The 16,033-nt window shown below is 77.3% G+C and carries 19 protein-coding genes; 5 read left to right on the forward strand and 14 right to left on the reverse strand.

All coding sequences use genetic code 11. The features are described from left to right. The first annotated feature begins 85 nt into the window (after positions 1 to 85). The 5 genes from ACIQBJ_RS15905 to ACIQBJ_RS15925 all read left to right on the forward strand — a co-directional run bounded on the left by ACIQBJ_RS15905 (position 86) and on the right by ACIQBJ_RS15925 (position 2,465). On the forward strand, positions 86 to 442 hold the full coding sequence (locus ACIQBJ_RS15905) for a hypothetical protein (RefSeq protein WP_400709389.1): 357 nt from the start codon (positions 86 to 88) through the stop codon (positions 440 to 442). A 166-nt stretch (positions 443 to 608) separates the two neighbouring features. Continuing rightward, entirely contained in the window at positions 609 to 1,118 is a 510-nt protein-coding gene (locus tag ACIQBJ_RS15910; protein WP_400709392.1) for a protein phosphatase, read from the forward strand. Positions 1,119 to 1,169: 51 nt separating this feature from the next. Further along, on the forward strand, positions 1,170 to 1,739 hold the full coding sequence (locus ACIQBJ_RS15915) for a HEAT repeat domain-containing protein (protein WP_400709395.1): 570 nt from the start codon (positions 1,170 to 1,172) through the stop codon (positions 1,737 to 1,739). Positions 1,740 to 1,749: 10 nt separating this feature from the next. Further along, positions 1,750 to 2,106, forward strand: coding sequence for a hypothetical protein (locus ACIQBJ_RS15920; RefSeq protein WP_400709398.1), 357 nt, complete (start codon positions 1,750 to 1,752; stop codon positions 2,104 to 2,106). Between the two features lie 146 nt (positions 2,107 to 2,252). Continuing rightward, positions 2,253 to 2,465, forward strand: a complete 213-nt coding sequence (locus ACIQBJ_RS15925; protein ID WP_400709401.1) for an EF-hand domain-containing protein — start codon at positions 2,253 to 2,255, stop codon at positions 2,463 to 2,465. A 64-nt stretch (positions 2,466 to 2,529) separates the two neighbouring features. Here ACIQBJ_RS15925 and ACIQBJ_RS15930 read toward each other — a convergent pair whose 3' ends face one another. From ACIQBJ_RS15930 to ACIQBJ_RS15995, 14 genes are all read right to left on the reverse strand, one after another. Next, positions 2,530 to 2,823 (reverse strand): DUF1330 domain-containing protein, encoded by a 294-nt coding sequence (locus ACIQBJ_RS15930; RefSeq protein WP_400709404.1) that lies wholly within the window; start codon positions 2,821 to 2,823, stop codon positions 2,530 to 2,532. Positions 2,824 to 2,896: 73 nt separating this feature from the next. Beyond that, positions 2,897 to 4,327: an MFS transporter gene (locus ACIQBJ_RS15935; RefSeq protein ID WP_400709407.1), complete on the reverse strand. Its 1,431-nt coding sequence runs from the start codon at positions 4,325 to 4,327 to the stop codon at positions 2,897 to 2,899. After that, positions 4,324 to 4,797, reverse strand: coding sequence for a MarR family winged helix-turn-helix transcriptional regulator (locus tag ACIQBJ_RS15940; RefSeq protein WP_400709410.1), 474 nt, complete (start codon positions 4,795 to 4,797; stop codon positions 4,324 to 4,326). Before ACIQBJ_RS15940 ends, ACIQBJ_RS15935 begins: the two co-directional genes overlap by 4 nt. Positions 4,798 to 4,828: 31 nt before the next feature. Next, entirely contained in the window at positions 4,829 to 5,779 is a 951-nt protein-coding gene (locus tag ACIQBJ_RS15945; RefSeq protein WP_400709413.1) for an alpha/beta hydrolase, read from the reverse strand. A 229-nt stretch (positions 5,780 to 6,008) separates the two neighbouring features. Further along, positions 6,009 to 6,683 carry a 4'-phosphopantetheinyl transferase family protein gene (locus ACIQBJ_RS15950; protein ID WP_400709416.1) on the reverse strand — a complete coding sequence of 225 codons (675 nt, stop codon included), beginning with the start codon at positions 6,681 to 6,683 and terminating at the stop codon, positions 6,009 to 6,011. Further along, positions 6,680 to 7,963: a PLP-dependent aminotransferase family protein gene (locus ACIQBJ_RS15955; RefSeq protein ID WP_400709419.1), complete on the reverse strand. Its 1,284-nt coding sequence runs from the start codon at positions 7,961 to 7,963 to the stop codon at positions 6,680 to 6,682. Before ACIQBJ_RS15955 ends, ACIQBJ_RS15950 begins: the two co-directional genes overlap by 4 nt. Positions 7,964 to 7,971: 8 nt before the next feature. Further along, positions 7,972 to 9,078 carry an alpha-hydroxy acid oxidase gene (locus ACIQBJ_RS15960; protein ID WP_400709422.1) on the reverse strand — a complete coding sequence of 369 codons (1,107 nt, stop codon included), beginning with the start codon at positions 9,076 to 9,078 and terminating at the stop codon, positions 7,972 to 7,974. Next, positions 9,075 to 9,740, reverse strand: coding sequence for a hypothetical protein (locus tag ACIQBJ_RS15965; protein WP_400709425.1), 666 nt, complete (start codon positions 9,738 to 9,740; stop codon positions 9,075 to 9,077). The genes ACIQBJ_RS15960 and ACIQBJ_RS15965 overlap by 4 nt, the downstream gene beginning before the upstream one ends. Then, positions 9,737 to 10,006: an acyl carrier protein gene (locus tag ACIQBJ_RS15970; RefSeq protein ID WP_400709428.1), complete on the reverse strand. Its 270-nt coding sequence runs from the start codon at positions 10,004 to 10,006 to the stop codon at positions 9,737 to 9,739. Before ACIQBJ_RS15970 ends, ACIQBJ_RS15965 begins: the two co-directional genes overlap by 4 nt. 50 nt (positions 10,007 to 10,056) lie before the next feature. Beyond that, the gene (locus ACIQBJ_RS15975; RefSeq protein WP_400709431.1) at positions 10,057 to 10,986 is read right to left on the reverse strand and encodes a 3-oxoacyl-[acyl-carrier-protein] synthase III C-terminal domain-containing protein; all 930 of its coding nucleotides are present in this window, start codon (positions 10,984 to 10,986) and stop codon (positions 10,057 to 10,059) included. After that, complete coding sequence (locus ACIQBJ_RS15980) at positions 10,983 to 12,323, reverse strand: condensation domain-containing protein (RefSeq protein WP_400709434.1); 1,341 nt, start codon at positions 12,321 to 12,323, stop codon at positions 10,983 to 10,985. Before ACIQBJ_RS15980 ends, ACIQBJ_RS15975 begins: the two co-directional genes overlap by 4 nt. Continuing rightward, on the reverse strand, positions 12,320 to 13,993 hold the full coding sequence (locus ACIQBJ_RS15985) for a class I adenylate-forming enzyme family protein (protein ID WP_400709437.1): 1,674 nt from the start codon (positions 13,991 to 13,993) through the stop codon (positions 12,320 to 12,322). Before ACIQBJ_RS15985 ends, ACIQBJ_RS15980 begins: the two co-directional genes overlap by 4 nt. A gap of 86 nt (positions 13,994 to 14,079) precedes the next feature. Continuing rightward, positions 14,080 to 15,045, reverse strand: a complete 966-nt coding sequence (locus tag ACIQBJ_RS15990; protein WP_400709440.1) for an alpha-ketoacid dehydrogenase subunit beta — start codon at positions 15,043 to 15,045, stop codon at positions 14,080 to 14,082. Further along, complete coding sequence (locus ACIQBJ_RS15995) at positions 15,045 to 16,001, reverse strand: thiamine pyrophosphate-dependent dehydrogenase E1 component subunit alpha (RefSeq protein ID WP_400709443.1); 957 nt, start codon at positions 15,999 to 16,001, stop codon at positions 15,045 to 15,047. The genes ACIQBJ_RS15990 and ACIQBJ_RS15995 overlap by 1 nt, the downstream gene beginning before the upstream one ends. Positions 16,002 to 16,033: the final 32 nt, after the last annotated feature.

Genomic DNA, 16,033 nt, shown 5'->3' on the forward strand with positions numbered 1-16,033 from the left:
GCCCATCGTTTCGACGATTCGGGAAAGTCGAAATGATCAAGCTGGTACGGACATCGACAGCGACACCGACCCCGGAGGCCCCGCCATGCCCGCGCTCGCCACCCTGGCCCGCATCTACGTGGACGACCTGGACACCGCCCTGCCGACCTTCACCGCCCTCGCCGGCGAGCCCGCCCGGCTCCGCTTCCCCTACCGCGACCTCGAACTGGCCCGGGTCGGCGGCTTCCTGCTGATCGCCGGCACCCCCGAGGCCCTCGCCCCGTACCGGGAGACCCAGGCCACCGTCCTGGTGGACGACCTGGAGGCCGTGCTCCCCACCGGCACCGTGCTGGACGGCCCGAACACCGTCCCCACCGGCCGCAACGCGACCCTCCGCCACCCGGGCGGCGCCGTCGTCGAGTACGTCCAGTTCGGCGACCCGCGGCCCGCCGGGGCGGGGTGACCGCGCGCCCTCCGCCGTGCGCTCCGCCGTGCCCTCCGCCGTGCGCGGTGACGCGCGCGGTGACGCCCCGTCAGATCCGGTCGGGCCGCGTCCTCCCGCCGGGGAACCGCCCGGTGATCTCCGCGCGTTGAACAGGGTGACGGCGGCGGCGCGGCGAGGGGGACGGGTGGGCGGGACACGGCAGGGGGACCGGGAGCTGCGGGGGCCGGGGTCGCCGTGGGACGAGGTGGTGACCGGCCTGTGGATCGGCGGGCACTACTGGACCGACCCGGCCGGGGAACTCCGACCCGTCGTGGTGGAGGCCGAATTCGACCTGGTGGTCAGCCTGTACGTGCGGCCCGGGCACGGGCCCGACGCCGGGGTCGAGCACCTGGTCGCGGAACTGCCCGACGCCCCGCTGACGTCCGATCAGATCGGCGCCGTCCAGCGCCTCGCCGACGCCGTCGTCCGGGCCCTCGCCGAGGGGCGCACGGTGCTGGTCCGCTGCCACTCCGGCTACAACCGCTCCGGCCTGGTCGTCGCCCAGGCGCTGGTCTCGCTCGGCCACGACCGGGAGGACGCCGTCCGGCTGCTGCGGCAGCGCCGCTCGCCCCGGGCCCTCGCCAACGAGACCTTCCAGGACTACCTGCGCTCCGGCCTCGACATCGCCCGGCTGCTCACCGGCCTGCACGGCTGAGACCCCGAAATCCCTTTGCGGGCAAGGGAAGCACGGTTCCACACTGGGACCGTGCTCGGATTTCTCAGAACCGACGACGAAGCCCTCGTCTCCTGCCTGGGCGACCCCCAGCGCACCGTGGGCGCCTACCACGAACTGCTGCGCCGCGCCGACGACGCGCTCGACGCCGTCCGGGCCGGCCTCGACCACCCCGACCCGGCCGTCCGCGAAGGCTGCTGCCGGCTGCTCGACCACCTGGTCGACACCGACTCCATGCCGCGGCTCATCGAGATGGCCGACGACCCCGACGCCAAGGTCCGGATCGCCGCGTTCCACGCCCTGGCCTGCGACCGCTGCAAGAACGACACCTGCGCCCCGGGCGCGGACCGCGTCCTGGAGCCCGCGCTGCGCCACCTCGCCGGCGACCCCGACCCGCAGGTCCGCCTCCGGGCCGTCGAACTCGTCGGCAAGTTCGTCCACACCGACGCCACCGCCCTCGCCGCCATCCTGACGTCCCACCGGCAGGACCCGAGCCCGGCCGTCCGCAAGAAGTCCGGCTGGTACGCCCCCGGCGGCACCATCCACCGGCGCACCCTCCCGCGCACCCCGAAGCAGCCGGGGCGGCCCGGAGGCAGGCCCTAGGGTGTGCCCCATGACGAAGACGGGGAACACCGAGGGCGACGACGGCACGACGGTCCGGATCAGCCTGATCGGCGGGGCGCGGCTGGAGGGCGCGGAGATCCACGGCCGCACGCTCACCGCCTCGCTGATCGGCGGCGCGGACATCGACCTCACCGAGGTCGACATCCCGGACGGGGCCGAACTGCGGATCACCAAGCTCAGCCTGATCGGCGGCGTCCACCTGCGGGTGCGCCCCGACGTCCGGGTGGTCGTGACGGGCATCCGGCTGGGCGGCGTCAGCGACGACGGCCCGACCGCGCCGGGCGGCCCGACCGTGCACGTCGCCGCCTGGGGCCTGCTCGGCGGCGTCCGGGTCAGCAGGGGCTGAACCCGGGCGGGACGGTCCGGGCCGGTTCGGGACGGAGCTGCGACGGACCCGGGACCGGGCCGGTACCGGTGAACGGATAATGTGACTCCCGCCGGTCCAGCGACCGGCACCGATGAGCAACCGAGAACACTTAAGGGGAGGCCACCGTGGCTGACATCGAAGCGGCACGGACGGCGTTCGCGCGTCTGGACGTCGACGGTGACGGGCGCGTGACCGCGACCGAGTACAAGAGCGTCATGGCGCAGCTCGGCGACTACCACGTCACCGAGACCGTCGCGCAGGCCATCATCAACGCCAAGGACGCCAACGGCGACGGCCGCCTGTCCTTCGAGGAGTTCTGGGCGTCGATCTCCAAGTGACCCGCCCCGGAGCCCGCCCCGCCGCTGCCGGCCGGGCGGGCTCCGGCGTTCCCGGACGCGCCGGTCAGTCGACGCCCTCGACGATCCGGAAGTCGCGCTCGACGGCGTCGCCCAGGACGGCCAGCGCCTCCTGGTAGGCCGCGCTCCCACGGGCCGCCACGGCCTGCTCGAAACTGTCGAACTCGACCAGCACGGTGCGCCCCGCGACCCCGTCGTCGTGCACGACGGACAGCGCCCCGCGGGAGAGCACCCGCCCGCCTCCGGCCCGCACGGCCGGACCGGCCAGCCGGTCGTAGGCGGCCAGCCGCTCGGGGTCGTGGACCGCGCGGTAGGAACTGACCCAGTAGCCCTTGGCCATGGAAGCCTCCAGATAGACATGGGGAAGAACGGGGACGGGTGGGAGGGAACGGAGAACGGGGCCGGATGGGACGTCAGGCTCCGGAGCGGTCGCGCCCGGCGGTGGCGGCGGCGGACGGGCGGGGCACCGCCGGGCCTCCGGCGGGCGGGCGCGACCGGGCCAGGGCGAGGCAGACCGCGGCCGTGACCGCCATCGCGGCGAGGCCGACCAGCGCCGCCGTCGTGTAGGCACCGTCGTCCGGGAAGGGGCGGCCGGCACCCGTCCCGGCGGCCAGGACCAGGCCGCCCAGGGCGCTGCCCAGCGAGTACCCGACGCTGCGGACCACGTAGTTGAAACCCATCGCGCTCGACGTCTCGCCCCGGGGCGTGACCGCCAGGACGACGCCGGGCAGGGCGGCCGAGAAACCGCCGACGCCGCAGCCCAGGACGCCCATGGCCGCGAACAGTTCGACCGGGTGCGACCGGGCCGCCGCGAAGAGGGCGAACCCGCCGCCCACGACGACGGCGCCGCCCGCCAGCAGCAGCGACGCGTCGACCCGCCTCCCGAGCCGGGGCGCGCAGCGGCCCGCGACGAACCCCAGCGCCGAGAACGGGACCAGGACCAGCCCGGCGACGAAGGTGCTCAACCCCGGGCCGTAGCCCGCGCCGCCCGGCGTCTGCGCGTACCGGGTGACGAGCGTGAGGAGGAGGTACATGCCGATCCCGCCGACGAACGTCGCGACGTTCGCCCCGGCGACCGCCGGGTGCCGCACCGCCCGGACGTCCACCAGGGGCGTCGCGCTGCGCAGTTCCGAGACCGTCCAGGCGGCCAGCAGCAGCACGGCCGCGACGGCGAGGCCCACCGCCGCGGCGAGGTGACGGCTCCACAGGCCCGTCCGGCCCGCCAGGAACAGGACCAGGAACAGCCCGGCCGTCAGGAGCACCGCCCCCGCCGCGCCCACCCGGGCGGAGCGGCCCCCCGGCGCGGCCGGCACCGAGCGCCACGCGGCCAGGAACGCGACCGAGGTGACGACCAGTCCGAGACCGTAGGCGGCGCGCACCCCGCCGACCTCGGCGAGCAGCGCGGCCAGCGGGTAGCCGACACCGGCCCCGACGATCGAGACCACCGAGAGCAGCGCGATCACGGCCGCGCCGCGCTCCTCCGGGAGGTGGTCGCGCGCCACGCCCATCATCAGCGCCGTCAGACCGAGCCCGACGCCCTGCGCCGCCCGCCCGGCGACCAGCCACCCGAACGGCAGCGGCAGCACCGTCAGCGCGCTGCCGGCCACCACGACCGCCAGCGTGGCCAGGACCGCGGCCCGCCGGTGCGGGCCGGACCCGAGCCGGCCCAGGACGGGCGTGGCGACGGCCCCGCTCAGCAGCGTGGCGGTCAGCGTCCACTGCGCGCTGTCCAGCGGGACGCGGAAGGTGGTCGCCACGCTGGTGACCAGCGGCGTCCCCAGGCTGCCGACCGCCGCCACGACCAGGGCGACGAACACCAGGGAGGGGACCAGCCGCCGCGTCACCGCCCCGCCCCGTCCCGCCCGGCCCCGTCGCGGTCCCGGTCGTCGAGCGCCGCCAGGCGCCGCAGCGCCGGGAGGGCGGCCGCCAGGGCCTCGACCTCGTCGGCGGCGAGCCGGTCGACCAGCCCCGCGAACGCGTCGACGCCCGCCCGGCGCCGCTCCCGGACGTAGGACGCCCCGGCCCCGGTCAGGAACACCAGGGTCACCCGCCGGTCGGACGGGTCGCCCCCGCGCTCGACCAGCCCGGACTCCTCCAGCACCCGCACCAGGACGGTCATCGCGGGCTGGGTGACGCCCGCGTCCGCGGCCAGGTCGGTGATCCGGCGCGGCCCGGTCCGGTCCAGGGTCGCCAGGGTGGCGCCGGACGTGAGGCTCAGGTCGCGGGGCAGGCGCCGCACGGCCCTGGTGGCCAGCCCGTAGAGGGCCGAGCCGATGTCGGTGGTGGCGCCGCGCGCGGCGTCCTCGGAGTCCATGGCCGAAGCATAGCCGATTTATATGAAGTATTTATGCACTTTTCCCGGGCCGGGCCGCCGCCGCGAAACGGTCGCGCAGGAAGGCGGCGGCCCGGGCGTTGGCGGCACGGGCCGCCGGGAGGACGCCCGTCATGGTGAAGAAGCCGTGCGCCATGCCCCGGTGGCGGACCAGTTCGGTCGGGACGCCGGCCGCGGCCAGGCGGGCCGCGTACGCCTCGCCCTGGTCGCGCAGCGGGTCGTACTCCGCCGTCAGCACCAGGGCCGGGGGCAGGCCGGACAGGTCCGGGGCGCGCAGCGGCGAGGCCAGCGGATGGGCCGCGTCCAGGTGCGGCGGCAGGTAGTGGCCCCGGTACCAGGCCACCGAGCGGTGGTTGAACAGCCACGGGTCGGTGTGCTCGCGCAGCGACCCGTCGTCGGCCAGCTGATCGGTGTTCGGGTACACCAGCAGCTGCGCCGTCAGCGGCAGGTCACGGGCCAACAGGGTCACCGCCGCGGCCAGGTTGCCGCCCGCGCTGTCCCCGCCCACCGCGAGGCGGGACGGGTCCGCGCCCAGCTCCGCCGCGTTCTCCACGACCCAGCGCAGGGCCGCGTAGCAGTCGTGGACGGCCGCCGGGAAGGGGTGCTCCGGCGCGAGACGGTAGCCGACGGTGACGACCAGGCAGTCCGCGGCCACCGCGAGGTCGCGGCAGAGCGCGTCCGAGGTGTCGATGCCGCCCAGGGTCCAGCCGCCGCCGAAGTAGTGGAGCAGCACGGGCAGCGGACGCCCGGCACGCGGCCGGTAGACCCGGACGGGGAGGTCGCCGGCCGGGCCCCGGAACCGACGGTCCGTCACCTCGTGCAGCGGACGGGGGCGGGCGGCGGTGGCCCGGACCGCCGCCAGGTCCGCGGCGCGGGCCTGCTCGACGGTGAGCGTGTAGAGGGGCGGCACGCCGCTCCGCGAGCGCTCGTCGCGCAGAGACCGCAGCAGGGGGTCGAGGGGCACGGGGGGATTCCTTTCGGGAAACTTTCAGGCAGGCGGGACGGGAGAAATCAGGGGCCCGGGGAACGGCGGGGCCGAGAGGCTTTGGGTCGGGACACAGTGGGGCGCTACGGGGCTTGCGCCAAGGACCTTCGGCCCGAAACGGGGTGGCGCCCCGCGGCCCGTCGGACACCAGCCACTCGGCACCGCCGTTCCCCGGGCCCCTGTTTGTTCCCCTGCGTGAGAGTTCCGCTCACGGCCAGTGGTGGAGGGCGGTGCGGAAGGGGGCGGTGCCCGCGAGGGCGAGGGCGGCGTGGTAGCCGGGCGGGGCGGGGAGGTCGTGGACCCGGTAGTGGCGGGACCAGGTGTCGGCGGGGTCGGTGGGGGCGGGGGCGTGTTGGAGAGGGATGCGCAGGCCCTGGGTGAGGCGGCCGCCGTGGGCCTTGACCAGGGCTTCCTTGCGGGCCCAGAGGCGGGCGAAGTGGGCCGCGCGGGTGGCGGGGTCGGGGAGGTCGCGGACGGCGGCGGCCTCCTCGGGCGGGAAGTAGCGGGCGGCCAGGGCGACGGAGAGCCGGTCGGGGAGGACGCGTTGGAGGTCGACGCCGACGGGGCGGGTGGGGGAGAGGGCGACCAGGGCGAGGTCCGCGGAGTGCGAGAGGTTGACCTCGGGGCCGGTGTGCGGGCCCGTCAGGGCGGGTTTGCCGTGCGGGCCGTGCCGCCAGCGCAGTTCGGCCGGGGGGACGCCGAGGCGGGCGGCGACCAGGTGGCGGGTCGCGCCGTGGGCGACCACGTAGCGGCGGCGGTCCTCGGCGCTGCGGTAGCCGGCCGCGCGCCGCCGCTCGGCGGGGTCGAGGACGGCGTGCAGGGCGTCCACGGCGGGGCCGGGCGGGAGGTCGGCGACCAGCCAGACCAGCACGGTGTCGGTCACGGCGTGCGGTCCGCGACGAGGCGGGCGAGGCGGCGCACGCCCTCCTCGATCCGGTCGGGGGCGAGGGCGCTGCACGACAGGCGCAGCGAGCGCAGGCCCGCGGCGGGCGCCTGGTGGAAGAAGGACATCGGCGTCCACAGGACGCCGTAGTCGCGGCCGGAGACCTCCAGCAGGGCCTTGTCCGCGACGAAGGGGACGTCCAGGACGGCGAAGAAGCCGCCGGCGGGGGCGGAGCGGCGCACGCCGGGGTGGTCGGCGAAGGCGCGGTCCAGGGCGGTCAGCAGGGTGCGCAGGTTGCGGCGGTAGACGGCGGCCTTCGGGCGGGTCGCGGCGCGCAGGCTGCAGTCGTGGGCGAGCAGGTAGCCGCCGACCACGGCCTGCGCGACGGGGGAGGTGTTGACCGTCAGCAGGCTCTTGACGGTGGAGAGCCGCTCGGCGAGCAGGGCGCGCCGTCCCTGGCGGTCCGTCACCGGCCGGTCGGCGACCAGGAAGCCGACCCGGGCGCCCGGGAAGCAGCTCTTGGCGAAGGAGCCCAGGTAGACGACCCGCCCGGAGGCGTCCAGGGACTTGAGCGAGGGGAGGGCGGGCTCGGCGAACAGGCCGTACGGGTCGTCCTCCAGCAGCAGCAGGTCGGCCTCGTCGGCGACCTCCAGCAGCCGGCGGCGGGCCGGCAGCGGCAGCGTCGCGCCGGACGGGTTGGCGCAGTTCGGCACCAGGTACAGGGCGCGCGGGCGGCGGCCCGACGCCCGGACGGCGCGGGCCGCGGCCAGCACGTCCTCCGGGTCGAGGCCGGCCGGGGACTCCGGCACCGGCACCACCTCGACGCCGAGCAGGCGGGCCGCGCCGGTCAGGCCGACGTAGCAGGGGTCGACGGCCAGCACCACGTCCCGGGGGCCCGCGCACAGGCCGCGCAGGGCGACCACCATCGCCTCCTGCGCGCCCGAGGTGACCATCACGGCCTCCGCGGGGACGTGGACGTCCTCGTCGCGGGCCAGCATCCGGGCGATCAGCGGGCCGAGCAGGCCGTTGGTGCGCCCGTACTGGAGCAGGTGGCGGTCGCGCCGTGCCGCGTCCAGGCCGAGCCCGGCCAGGTGGTCGAGGTAGCCGCCCAGGTAGCGGGTCAGGTCGGCGGCGGTGTGGAAGCCGTCGTACGGGCGGCCCGCCGCCAGCGGGATCGCGGCGGGGAAGCGCGCGGCGACCTCGTTGAGGAAGTCCATCGACGCCGCGGCCGGGTCGGAGACCGAGGCGTGCAGGTCGTCGAGGGCGAGGGCGTCGGTCACGGGGGCGCTCACCTCCGGTGCGCGGCGGGCAGGACGACCGCCGAGCGGTCGACGGCGGACAGCGACGGACGGCCCGTCAGGGCCATGGTGTGGACGAGCTCCCCGGTGGCCAGGCCCAGCACCCCGGCGACGCCCGCCGCGCCGTCCACGGCCAGGCCCCACAGCACCGGGCGGCCCAGCAGCACGGCCCGCGCCCCGAGTGCCAGCGCGGCGAAGGCGTCGGCGCCGCCGCGCACCCCGCCGTCGAACAGCACCGGGCAGGCCGCGCCCACCGCGTCCGCGACCTCGGCCAGTGCGTCCAACGCGGCCGGTGCGCCGTCGAGCTGGCGGCCGCCGTGGTTGGAGACCACGACCGCGTCCGCGCCGTGCTCGACGGCGAGCCGGGCGTCCTCGGCGGTCAGGATGCCCTTCAGTACCAGCGGCAGCGCGGTGCGCTCCCGCAGCCAGGCCAGGTCGGCCCAGGTCACGGACGGGTCGACGGCCTCGGCGGTGTGCACGGCCAGCGCGGAGCGGCCCGGGACGGGGCGGTGCGCGGCGGCCGTCAGCGCCGGGTCGAGGTTGACGGCGGCGACGCCCGGCGGCAGCGCGAAGCCGTTGCGGGCGTCCCGGTGGCGGCGGCCCAGCCGGGGCGCGTCCACCGTCAGCACCAGGGCCCGGTAGCCGGCCGCCGCCGCCCGGTCGGCCAGGCCGGCCAGCACCGCGCGGCGGCGCAGCCAGTACAGCTGCAGCCAGAGCGGGCCGGTGGCGGCCGCGGCGATCTCCTCCAGGGTCCGGCTGGCGAACAGGCTCACCACGTACAGCGCCCCGGCCCGGCCCGCGCCCCGCGCCGTCGCGGTCTCCCCGTCCGGGTGGGCGAGCCGGTGGTAGGCGGTCGGCGCGACCCCGACCGGGGTGGCCAGCCGGGCGCCGAGCAGCTCCAGGGACGGGTCGCAGTGCGAGACGTCCACCAGCACCCGGGGTCGCAGCACCACCCGCTCGAAGGCCCGCCGGTTGGCGTCCACGGTGCGCTCGGACTCGGCGCCGCCCTCGATGAAGTCCCGTACGTCGGGTGGGAGGTGACGGTGCGACAGCAGGTGGTAGTCGTCCAGGCGGAGGGGGGAGGGAGGCGGGGTCACGGGCGGTCCTCGGCGGGGTGGGCGGGGGCGGCCAGGGACCACCAGGGGTCCAGGCCGGGGCCGACGGGAGGGGGCGGGGCGGGGGCGGGCGGCGGCCCGCCCGGGGGCGGGTCGCCGAACAGGAGCGCCACGCCCCGGCTCGCCGGCGGCAGGTGGGCGGGCGGGTCCGGGCGGTGGGGGAGCCGGTCCTGCTCCAGGAGCAGCAGCAGGGCCCGGCGCAGCCCGCCCTCCCGGGCGTAGGCGTGCAGCAGGCGCAGCGCGGCGCCGCCGAGCGGGCCGCTCTCGTCGGTGACCGCGAGGGCCAGCGGGCGGCCCGGGCAGACGTGGCCCAGCCGGCAGGCGGTGGCCCGGCCGGGGGCGAGGTCCGGGACGGCGTGCGCCAGCACCAGCAGGTCGACCTCCTCGCCGGGCGGGACGACGTCGGCGATCAGCGCCTCGCCCATCTCGCCGTACGACTGGCCGCGGCCGTCCGCGGGCGCCGGGCGCAGGCCGTACGGGCGCAGCAGGTCGGACAGGAAGCGCTCCAGCCGGGCGGCGTGCGCCGGGTCGGCGGCCAGCGCCGCCGGGGCCGGGAAGGACCGCCGGGCGGCCCGCCGCACGCCCCAGCCCGGGGCGGGTCCGGGCGCGGCCGGGTCCGGGGGCGGCAGGGTGCGCGGGCTCACTCGTCCGCCAGCAGGTTGCGCGCCACGTAGTCGGCGAGCGAGCCGACGGTGTCGAAGTCGTCCCGGGACAGGTCCTCGACGCTGATCTCCAGGCCGAGCCGCTCCTCCAGCCCGAGGACGAGTTCCAGGCCGGTGGTGGAGGTGACGCCGAGCGCCGCCGTCAGCGCGGTGCCGGCGTCCGGGTCGGCGACCTCGTGCCCGAGCACCTCGGGCAGCAACGCGCGGACGGCGTCGACGAGTCGGGCGTGCAGGGCCGGGTCGGTCATGGGTGCTCGTTCCTCCGTGGGGATCGGTCTTCGGGGCGGGCGGGCCGGGCTCAGTGGCGCAGCACCGTCGCGGCGAAGGTCGCGCCGCGCCCGGCGCCCGCCGCGGCCATCAGGTAGGGCTCGCCCCGGCGGAGCAGGCCGCGCTCGCGGGCGGTGCGGTGGTTGACGAAGTGGTCGGCGCAGAACACGTGGCCCAGGGCGGCGACGTTGTCGAGCACCACCCGCTCGCGCGGGTAGCCGAGCAGGCGGCAGACCTGGTGCCAGGCCGCCCGGTTGACGTTGTGCGGCAGGACCGCGGTGATCTGCGCCAGGGTCAGCCCGGCCCCGGTGACGGCGGCCAGCACCGCCCCGGCCAGGTGCCCGGCGTAGTCGCGCTGGAACTCGGCGGCCCGCTCCGGCGCGTCGCTGTCGAACTCGCCGCGCTGGTCGGCCGCGTAGCACAGCACCCGGTCCCGCTCGCCGTCCGGGGCGACCAGGCAGGCGGCGGCGCCCTCGCCGAAGAACGAGGTCTCCGGGACCATCACCGCCTCCGGGGTGAACGCCTTCTCCCCGGCCAGCACCAGCGCCAGCGCCGCCGGATCGCCGTCCGCGGCCAGCAGCCGGCCCGCCGCGTCCAGCGCCAGCAGGCCCGAGGCGCAGGCGTGGTGACCGACCGCCAGCACGGTCGCCCGGCCCAGGCCGAGCTCCGCGCACAGCTCCTCGACCGGCCGGTGCGGGTACGGGGCCACCGTCGGCACCGAGCGGGCGTGCAGCACCCAGCGCACCCGGTGCTCCCGGCCGCGCAGCGCGGGCAGCGCCGCGACCGCGCCCCGCAGCAGGTCCAGCAGGGTGCCGCCCGGGTCGCGGGACACCTCGCCGAAGCCGTGGTAGCGCCGGAACACCTTCACCTGCATCGGCGTCAGGCCGAACCCGCCGGCCAAATCCTCGATCGGCACCCGGCCCGGCGGCAGGTGGTCGGCGACCGCCAGCAGCGCCGTCACCGCGCACCCCCGGCGGCGAGCGCGCCCCGCACGGCCAGCTCCTCGATGCCGCGCACCAGCGCCTCGGCGTCGGCCGCCGCGAACTGCCGGACGTCGGTCAGCACTTCGACCAGCAGCCCGCCCGGCGCGTCCTCGAACTGGACCTGCAGCACCGGCCCCGCCAGGTCCGCGCGCCGCACCCAGCGGAACTCCCGGTCGGGGGCGGCGGTGGACGGCCCGGCGGGCGAAGGGGCGTGCGCACTGCGGTCGTTGAAGAAGCAGCGCACCTCCACCGGCTCGCCGCGCTCCGCCGAGACCCGGGCGATCAGCGCGTCCAGGTCCTCCGGGTGGAACCAGGCGTGCTTGTAGCCCGCCAGGGTGGCCCGGGCCGTCCGCTCCACCGCCTCCGCCAGGTCCGCCCCCGCCACGTCCAGCACCACGACCCCGGCCTGCGCGGCCATGCACACCACGTCCGAAAGGGCCGACCGGAAACGGTTGTTGACCACCGGACGGACCACCACCGGGCCGCCGCCGACCGACCCGCGCAGGGCCAGCGCGTACAGCGCCAGCAGGACGGTGCGCGGGTTCGAGCCGGTCCGCCCGGCGAGCGCCCGCAGCGCCCCCGGCAGCTCCGCCGACAGGTACGCGCCCGTCCAGTGGGTGGGCGTGCCCGGGGCGGGCGCGGCGACCGGCGGGAAGCGGCGGGCCGGGACGGCGCGCAGCACCCGCTCCCAGTGCCGCAGCGCCCGCGCGTTCTGCCGCACCCCCGCCGGGGAGCGCTGCCAGGCCGCCTGTTCGAGCTGCTGCAGGCCGGTGACGGGGGCCTCGCTGCGGGCCGCCACCTCGCGCAGCATGATCGCCCCGCCCGCCGCGTCCGCCACCAGGTGGTGCATCACCGACACCAGCTGCGCGGCCGCCCCGGTGGCGTCCCGGACCACCGCCATCCGCACCGGCCACTCCTCCGCGTAGTCGAACGGCACGGCCCGGTAACGGAGTTCGACCGCCTCGGCGACCGCGCCCGGATCGGACCCGCCCGCGTCGAACACCTCCAGGTCGATCCGCCCCGCGTCGAACAGCCGCTGGGTCGGCCGCCCCGCCGGGTCGAAGCGGAGCCTGGTCCGCATCGACGGGAACCGGCCCATCAGGTACCGGAGCTCACCCGCCACGCCCGCCACCGTCGACCCGGCCGGCAGCGCCGTCCGGCCGCCGATCGGCAGCGCGCTGCGCTGCGCCGCCATCGCGTGCCAGATCTCCCACATGCCCCAGGACAGCTCGCCGGTGCCCGCGCCCGGACCGGCGAACTCCACCGGCACCCGCTCGGCGGGCACCCGCTCGGTGGGCAGCACCGGGCCGCTCACCGCGCCACCGCCCCCGCCGGAGCGGACACCGCCGCGCCCGCGGCCGCGTCCGCCGCCCGGTGCCGCTCCCGCATCAGGAACTTGCGGACCTTGCCGGTCGGGCCGACGATCAGGTCCCGCTCCGCGACCGGCAGCACCGCGCGCAGCGTCGCCGCCGCGGCCGGCGTCAGCGCCGCCCGCACCGCCGCCGTCCGGTCCGCGCCCGGATCGGCGTCCGGGCGCAGCGCCAGCAGCACGTCGGTGACCACCCGGCCGTCCGCCTCCAGCGACACCACCGTGCAGTCGTGCACGTCCGGGCAGGCCGCCAGCACCCGCTCCTCGCTGAGCGCCGTGTACAGCCACTGCCCGCCGCCCAGGTCCACGGCGTCCACCGCCCGGTCCACGTGGAAGTAGTAGCCGTCCGCGTCGCGGTACAGCAGATCGCCCGTCAGGTACCAGCCGTCCACCCGGCCGCGGTACGTCGCCGCCGAGTCGTTCCAGTACCCCGGCGCCAGCGTCGGCGACCGCAGCCCGAAGTGGCCGACCTCGCCGACCGGGACCTCCCGCCCCGTCGCCGGGTCCAGCAGCGCCACCTCGGCGAAACCGTGCGGCACCCCCACGCAGCGCCCGTACCGCTCGGTGTCCGGCGAGTGCGTCAGGTGGAACGCCGAATGGCCCATCTCGGTCGACCCCAGGCCGTCCACGAAACTCGACCCCGGCACCCGCCGCACCCCCGCCCGGTCCACCACCACCCGCGACCCCGCCGCCACCAGCCGCCGCACGTGCGGCTCGTGCGCGCAGTCCCCGGTGTTGAACCACAGCTCCACCGAGTCCACCCGGCGCTCCGCCAGGTCGAACCGGGCCAGCTGCGCCCAGGCCGCCGCGAAACCGAACACGCCGGTCGGCCGCCAGCGCTCGATCGCGTCCAGCAGCGCCGCCCCGTCGCCCTGGGACGACAGGAACAGCACCTCGCTGCGGCCGCACAACGCCAGGTTCAGCGTCGACACGCCCGCCGCGTGCGCGGCCGGCAGCGCGCTCAGGACCCGCCCCACCCCCCGGGCCCGCGGCGCCGCCAGCCGGAACAGCCGGGTCGCCGCGAACAGGCTGGCGTGCGAGTGCACCACCGCCGCCGGCATCCGGGTCGTCCCCGAGGAGTGCGTGATCACCACCGGGTCGTCCGGGTGGTGCCGGTACGGGGCCGGGGCCGCCGCCGGATCGCCGGTGCCCGGCCCGGCCGCGTCCGCGTGCAGCCCCGGCGGCAGCTCCTCGCCCGCCAGCCGCTCCCGCAGCGCCCCGTCCGTCAGCACCGCCACCGGCCGCAGCCGCCGCAGGTACTCCGCCGCGACGCCGCCCGCCAGGTGACGGTTCATCAGCGCCGGGACCGCGCCCAGCCAGGCCAGCGCCAGGAAGTTCAGCAGGCAGTCCGCCGACCCCGACACGAACAGCGCCACCGGGTCGCGCGGCCCCACCCCCCGCCCCCGCCACCAGGCCGCCCGCGCCGCCACCCGCTCGCGCAGCTGACCCAGCGTCAGCGGGTGCTCCGCCGGGAAGCCGTCCACCGGGACGTCGAACGCCGCGCCCGGACCGTCCGGGTCCGCGCCGTGCTCGAACAGCTTGGGCAGCACGTTGCCCGTGCCCAGTTCCGGGTCCGCGGCCAGCCGCGCCCTGATGCCGGGGTCCGTCACCGTCACTCCGCTCTCCTCCCGCCGGGCCGCCCGACTCCCGGACGGCACACCCTCGTTCACCCGCAGGCCCGCGCCCACCCGCACACCCCCGTTCACCCGCACACCTGCTCGATCGCCGCGCGCAGCGCCGCCCGGTCCGGCTGGCAGGCCCGGTCCAGCGCCGGGGCGAACGGCAGCACCGCCCCGTCCGGCCGGGTCACCCGGCGCGGCGGGGCCAGCAGCCGCGCCCCCTCGGCCGCCGCCGCGACCACCTCGGCGGCGAACCCGCAGGACCGGTTGGAGTCGTCGACCACCACCAGCCGCCCGGTCCGCCCCAGCGAGGCCGCCAGCCCGGCCCGGTCCAGCGGGTGCAGGGTGCGCGGGTCGAAGACCTCCACCGAGATCCGCCCCGCCAGCTCCTCCGCCACCGCCAGCGCCTCGTGCACCAGGTGCCCGACCGCGACCACCGTCACGTCCGACCCCGCCCGGTGCACCCGCCCCACTCCCAGCGGCACCGGCACCAGCTCCGCCGCGTCCACCTCCGCCCGCACCCCCAGCGCCCCGGCCGGCGCGAACACCACCACCGGGTCGTCCGCGCGCAGCGCCGACACCAGCAGCCCGTACGCGTCCACCGGCGTCGCCGGCACCACCGTCCGCACCCCGACGTGCGCGAACAGCCCGTACGGGTGGTCCGAGTGCTGCCCCGCCCAGCTCTCCCGCGACCCCGAACCCGGCAGCAGGTACGTCACCGGCACCCGGGCCTGACCCCCCGTCATCAGCGAGAACTTGTGCGCCTGGTTGGCGATCTGCTCGAACGCCAGGAACAGCAGCGACGGGATCTGGAACTCCACCAGCGGACGCGCCCCCGCCAGCGCCGCGCCGGTCGCGAAGGAGGTGAACGCCTGCTCCGAGATCGGCGTGTCCAGCACCCGCTCCGGCCCGAACCGCCGCAGCAGGCCCGCCGTCACGTTGCTCACCGCCACCCGGACGTCCTCGCCGAACACGCACACCGCCGGATCGCGCGCCATCTCGTCGGCGATCGCCCGGTTCAACGCCTTCAGGTACGACAGCTTTGGCATCAGCGCACCCCCGGAGCGCTCGCCGCCGGGCCGTCCGCGTACAGCCAGTCCAGCGCCGAGGCCGGGTCCGGGTGCGGGCTCGCCACCGCGAACTCCACCGCCGCGTCCAGCAGTCCGCGCAGCTCCGCGTCCACCGCGGCCCGCACGGCGGCCGGAATCCGGGCCCCCTGCAGCTCCAGCGGATCGCGGGCCCGCCCCGCCGCGACCTCCGCCTCCGTGCGGTAGCGCGGCCGGGCGGTGTGCTCCCAGGTGTGGTGCGCGTCGAACCGGTACACCGCGCACTCCAGCAGCGTCGGCCCGCCGCCCGCCCGGGCCCGGGCCACCGCCTCCGCCGAAGCCGCCAGCACCGCCTCCGGGTCCGCGCCGTCCACCGCGAACGCCGGGATGCCGAACGCCCGGGCCCGGCCCAGCACACTGCCGGCCACCGTGTCCGCCGCCCGCATCGAGGTCGCGAACCCGTTGTTCTCGCACACCAGCACCACCGGCAGCCGCCACAGCGCCACCAGGTTGAACGCCTCCAGCAGCACGCCCTGGCTCACCGCGCCGTCCCCGAAGTACGACACCGCCGCCCGGTCCCCGCCCGCCCGGCGCAGCGCCCAGGCCGCCCCCGCCGCGATCGGCACCGCCGCCCCCACCATCGCGTTCGCGCCCAGCACGCCCAGCGCGAAGTCCGCCGCGTGCATCGACCCGCCCCGCCCCCGGTTCAACCCCGTCTCCCGGCCCGCCAGTTCGGCCATCGTCCGGGCCGGGTCGGCCCCCTTGGCCAGCACGTGCCCGTGCCCCCGGTGGGTGCTGGTGATCACGTCGTCCGGCCGCAGCGCCGCGCACGTCCCCGCCGCCACCGCCTCCTGCCCCGTGCACGGATGGATGCCGCCCGGCACCACGCCCGCCCGGACCAGCTCCACCGCCCGCTCCTCGAAACCGCGGATCAGCGCCACCGTCCGGTACAGCCCCACCGGGGATGACGGGTCAAGGGACGGACGCCGGG

Source organism: Kitasatospora sp. NPDC088391, from assembly GCF_044753345.1.
Lineage (GTDB): Bacteria > Actinomycetota > Actinomycetes > Streptomycetales > Streptomycetaceae > Kitasatospora.

Bases quoted from the DNA above. Each gene is read 5' to 3' on its own strand.
- ACIQBJ_RS15970 (WP_400709428.1), bottom strand. From the start codon at position 10,006: ATGACCGACCCGGCCCTGCACGCCCGACTCGTCGACGCCGTCCGCGCG.
- ACIQBJ_RS15920 (WP_400709398.1), top strand. From the start codon at position 1,750: ATGACGAAGACGGGGAACACCGAGGGCGACGACGGCACGACGGTCCGG.
- ACIQBJ_RS15905 (WP_400709389.1), top strand. From the start codon at position 86: ATGCCCGCGCTCGCCACCCTGGCCCGCATCTACGTGGACGACCTGGAC.
- ACIQBJ_RS15940 (WP_400709410.1), bottom strand. From the start codon at position 4,797: ATGGACTCCGAGGACGCCGCGCGCGGCGCCACCACCGACATCGGCTCG.
- ACIQBJ_RS15990 (WP_400709440.1), bottom strand. From the start codon at position 15,045: ATGCCAAAGCTGTCGTACCTGAAGGCGTTGAACCGGGCGATCGCCGAC.
- ACIQBJ_RS15930 (WP_400709404.1), bottom strand. From the start codon at position 2,823: ATGGCCAAGGGCTACTGGGTCAGTTCCTACCGCGCGGTCCACGACCCC.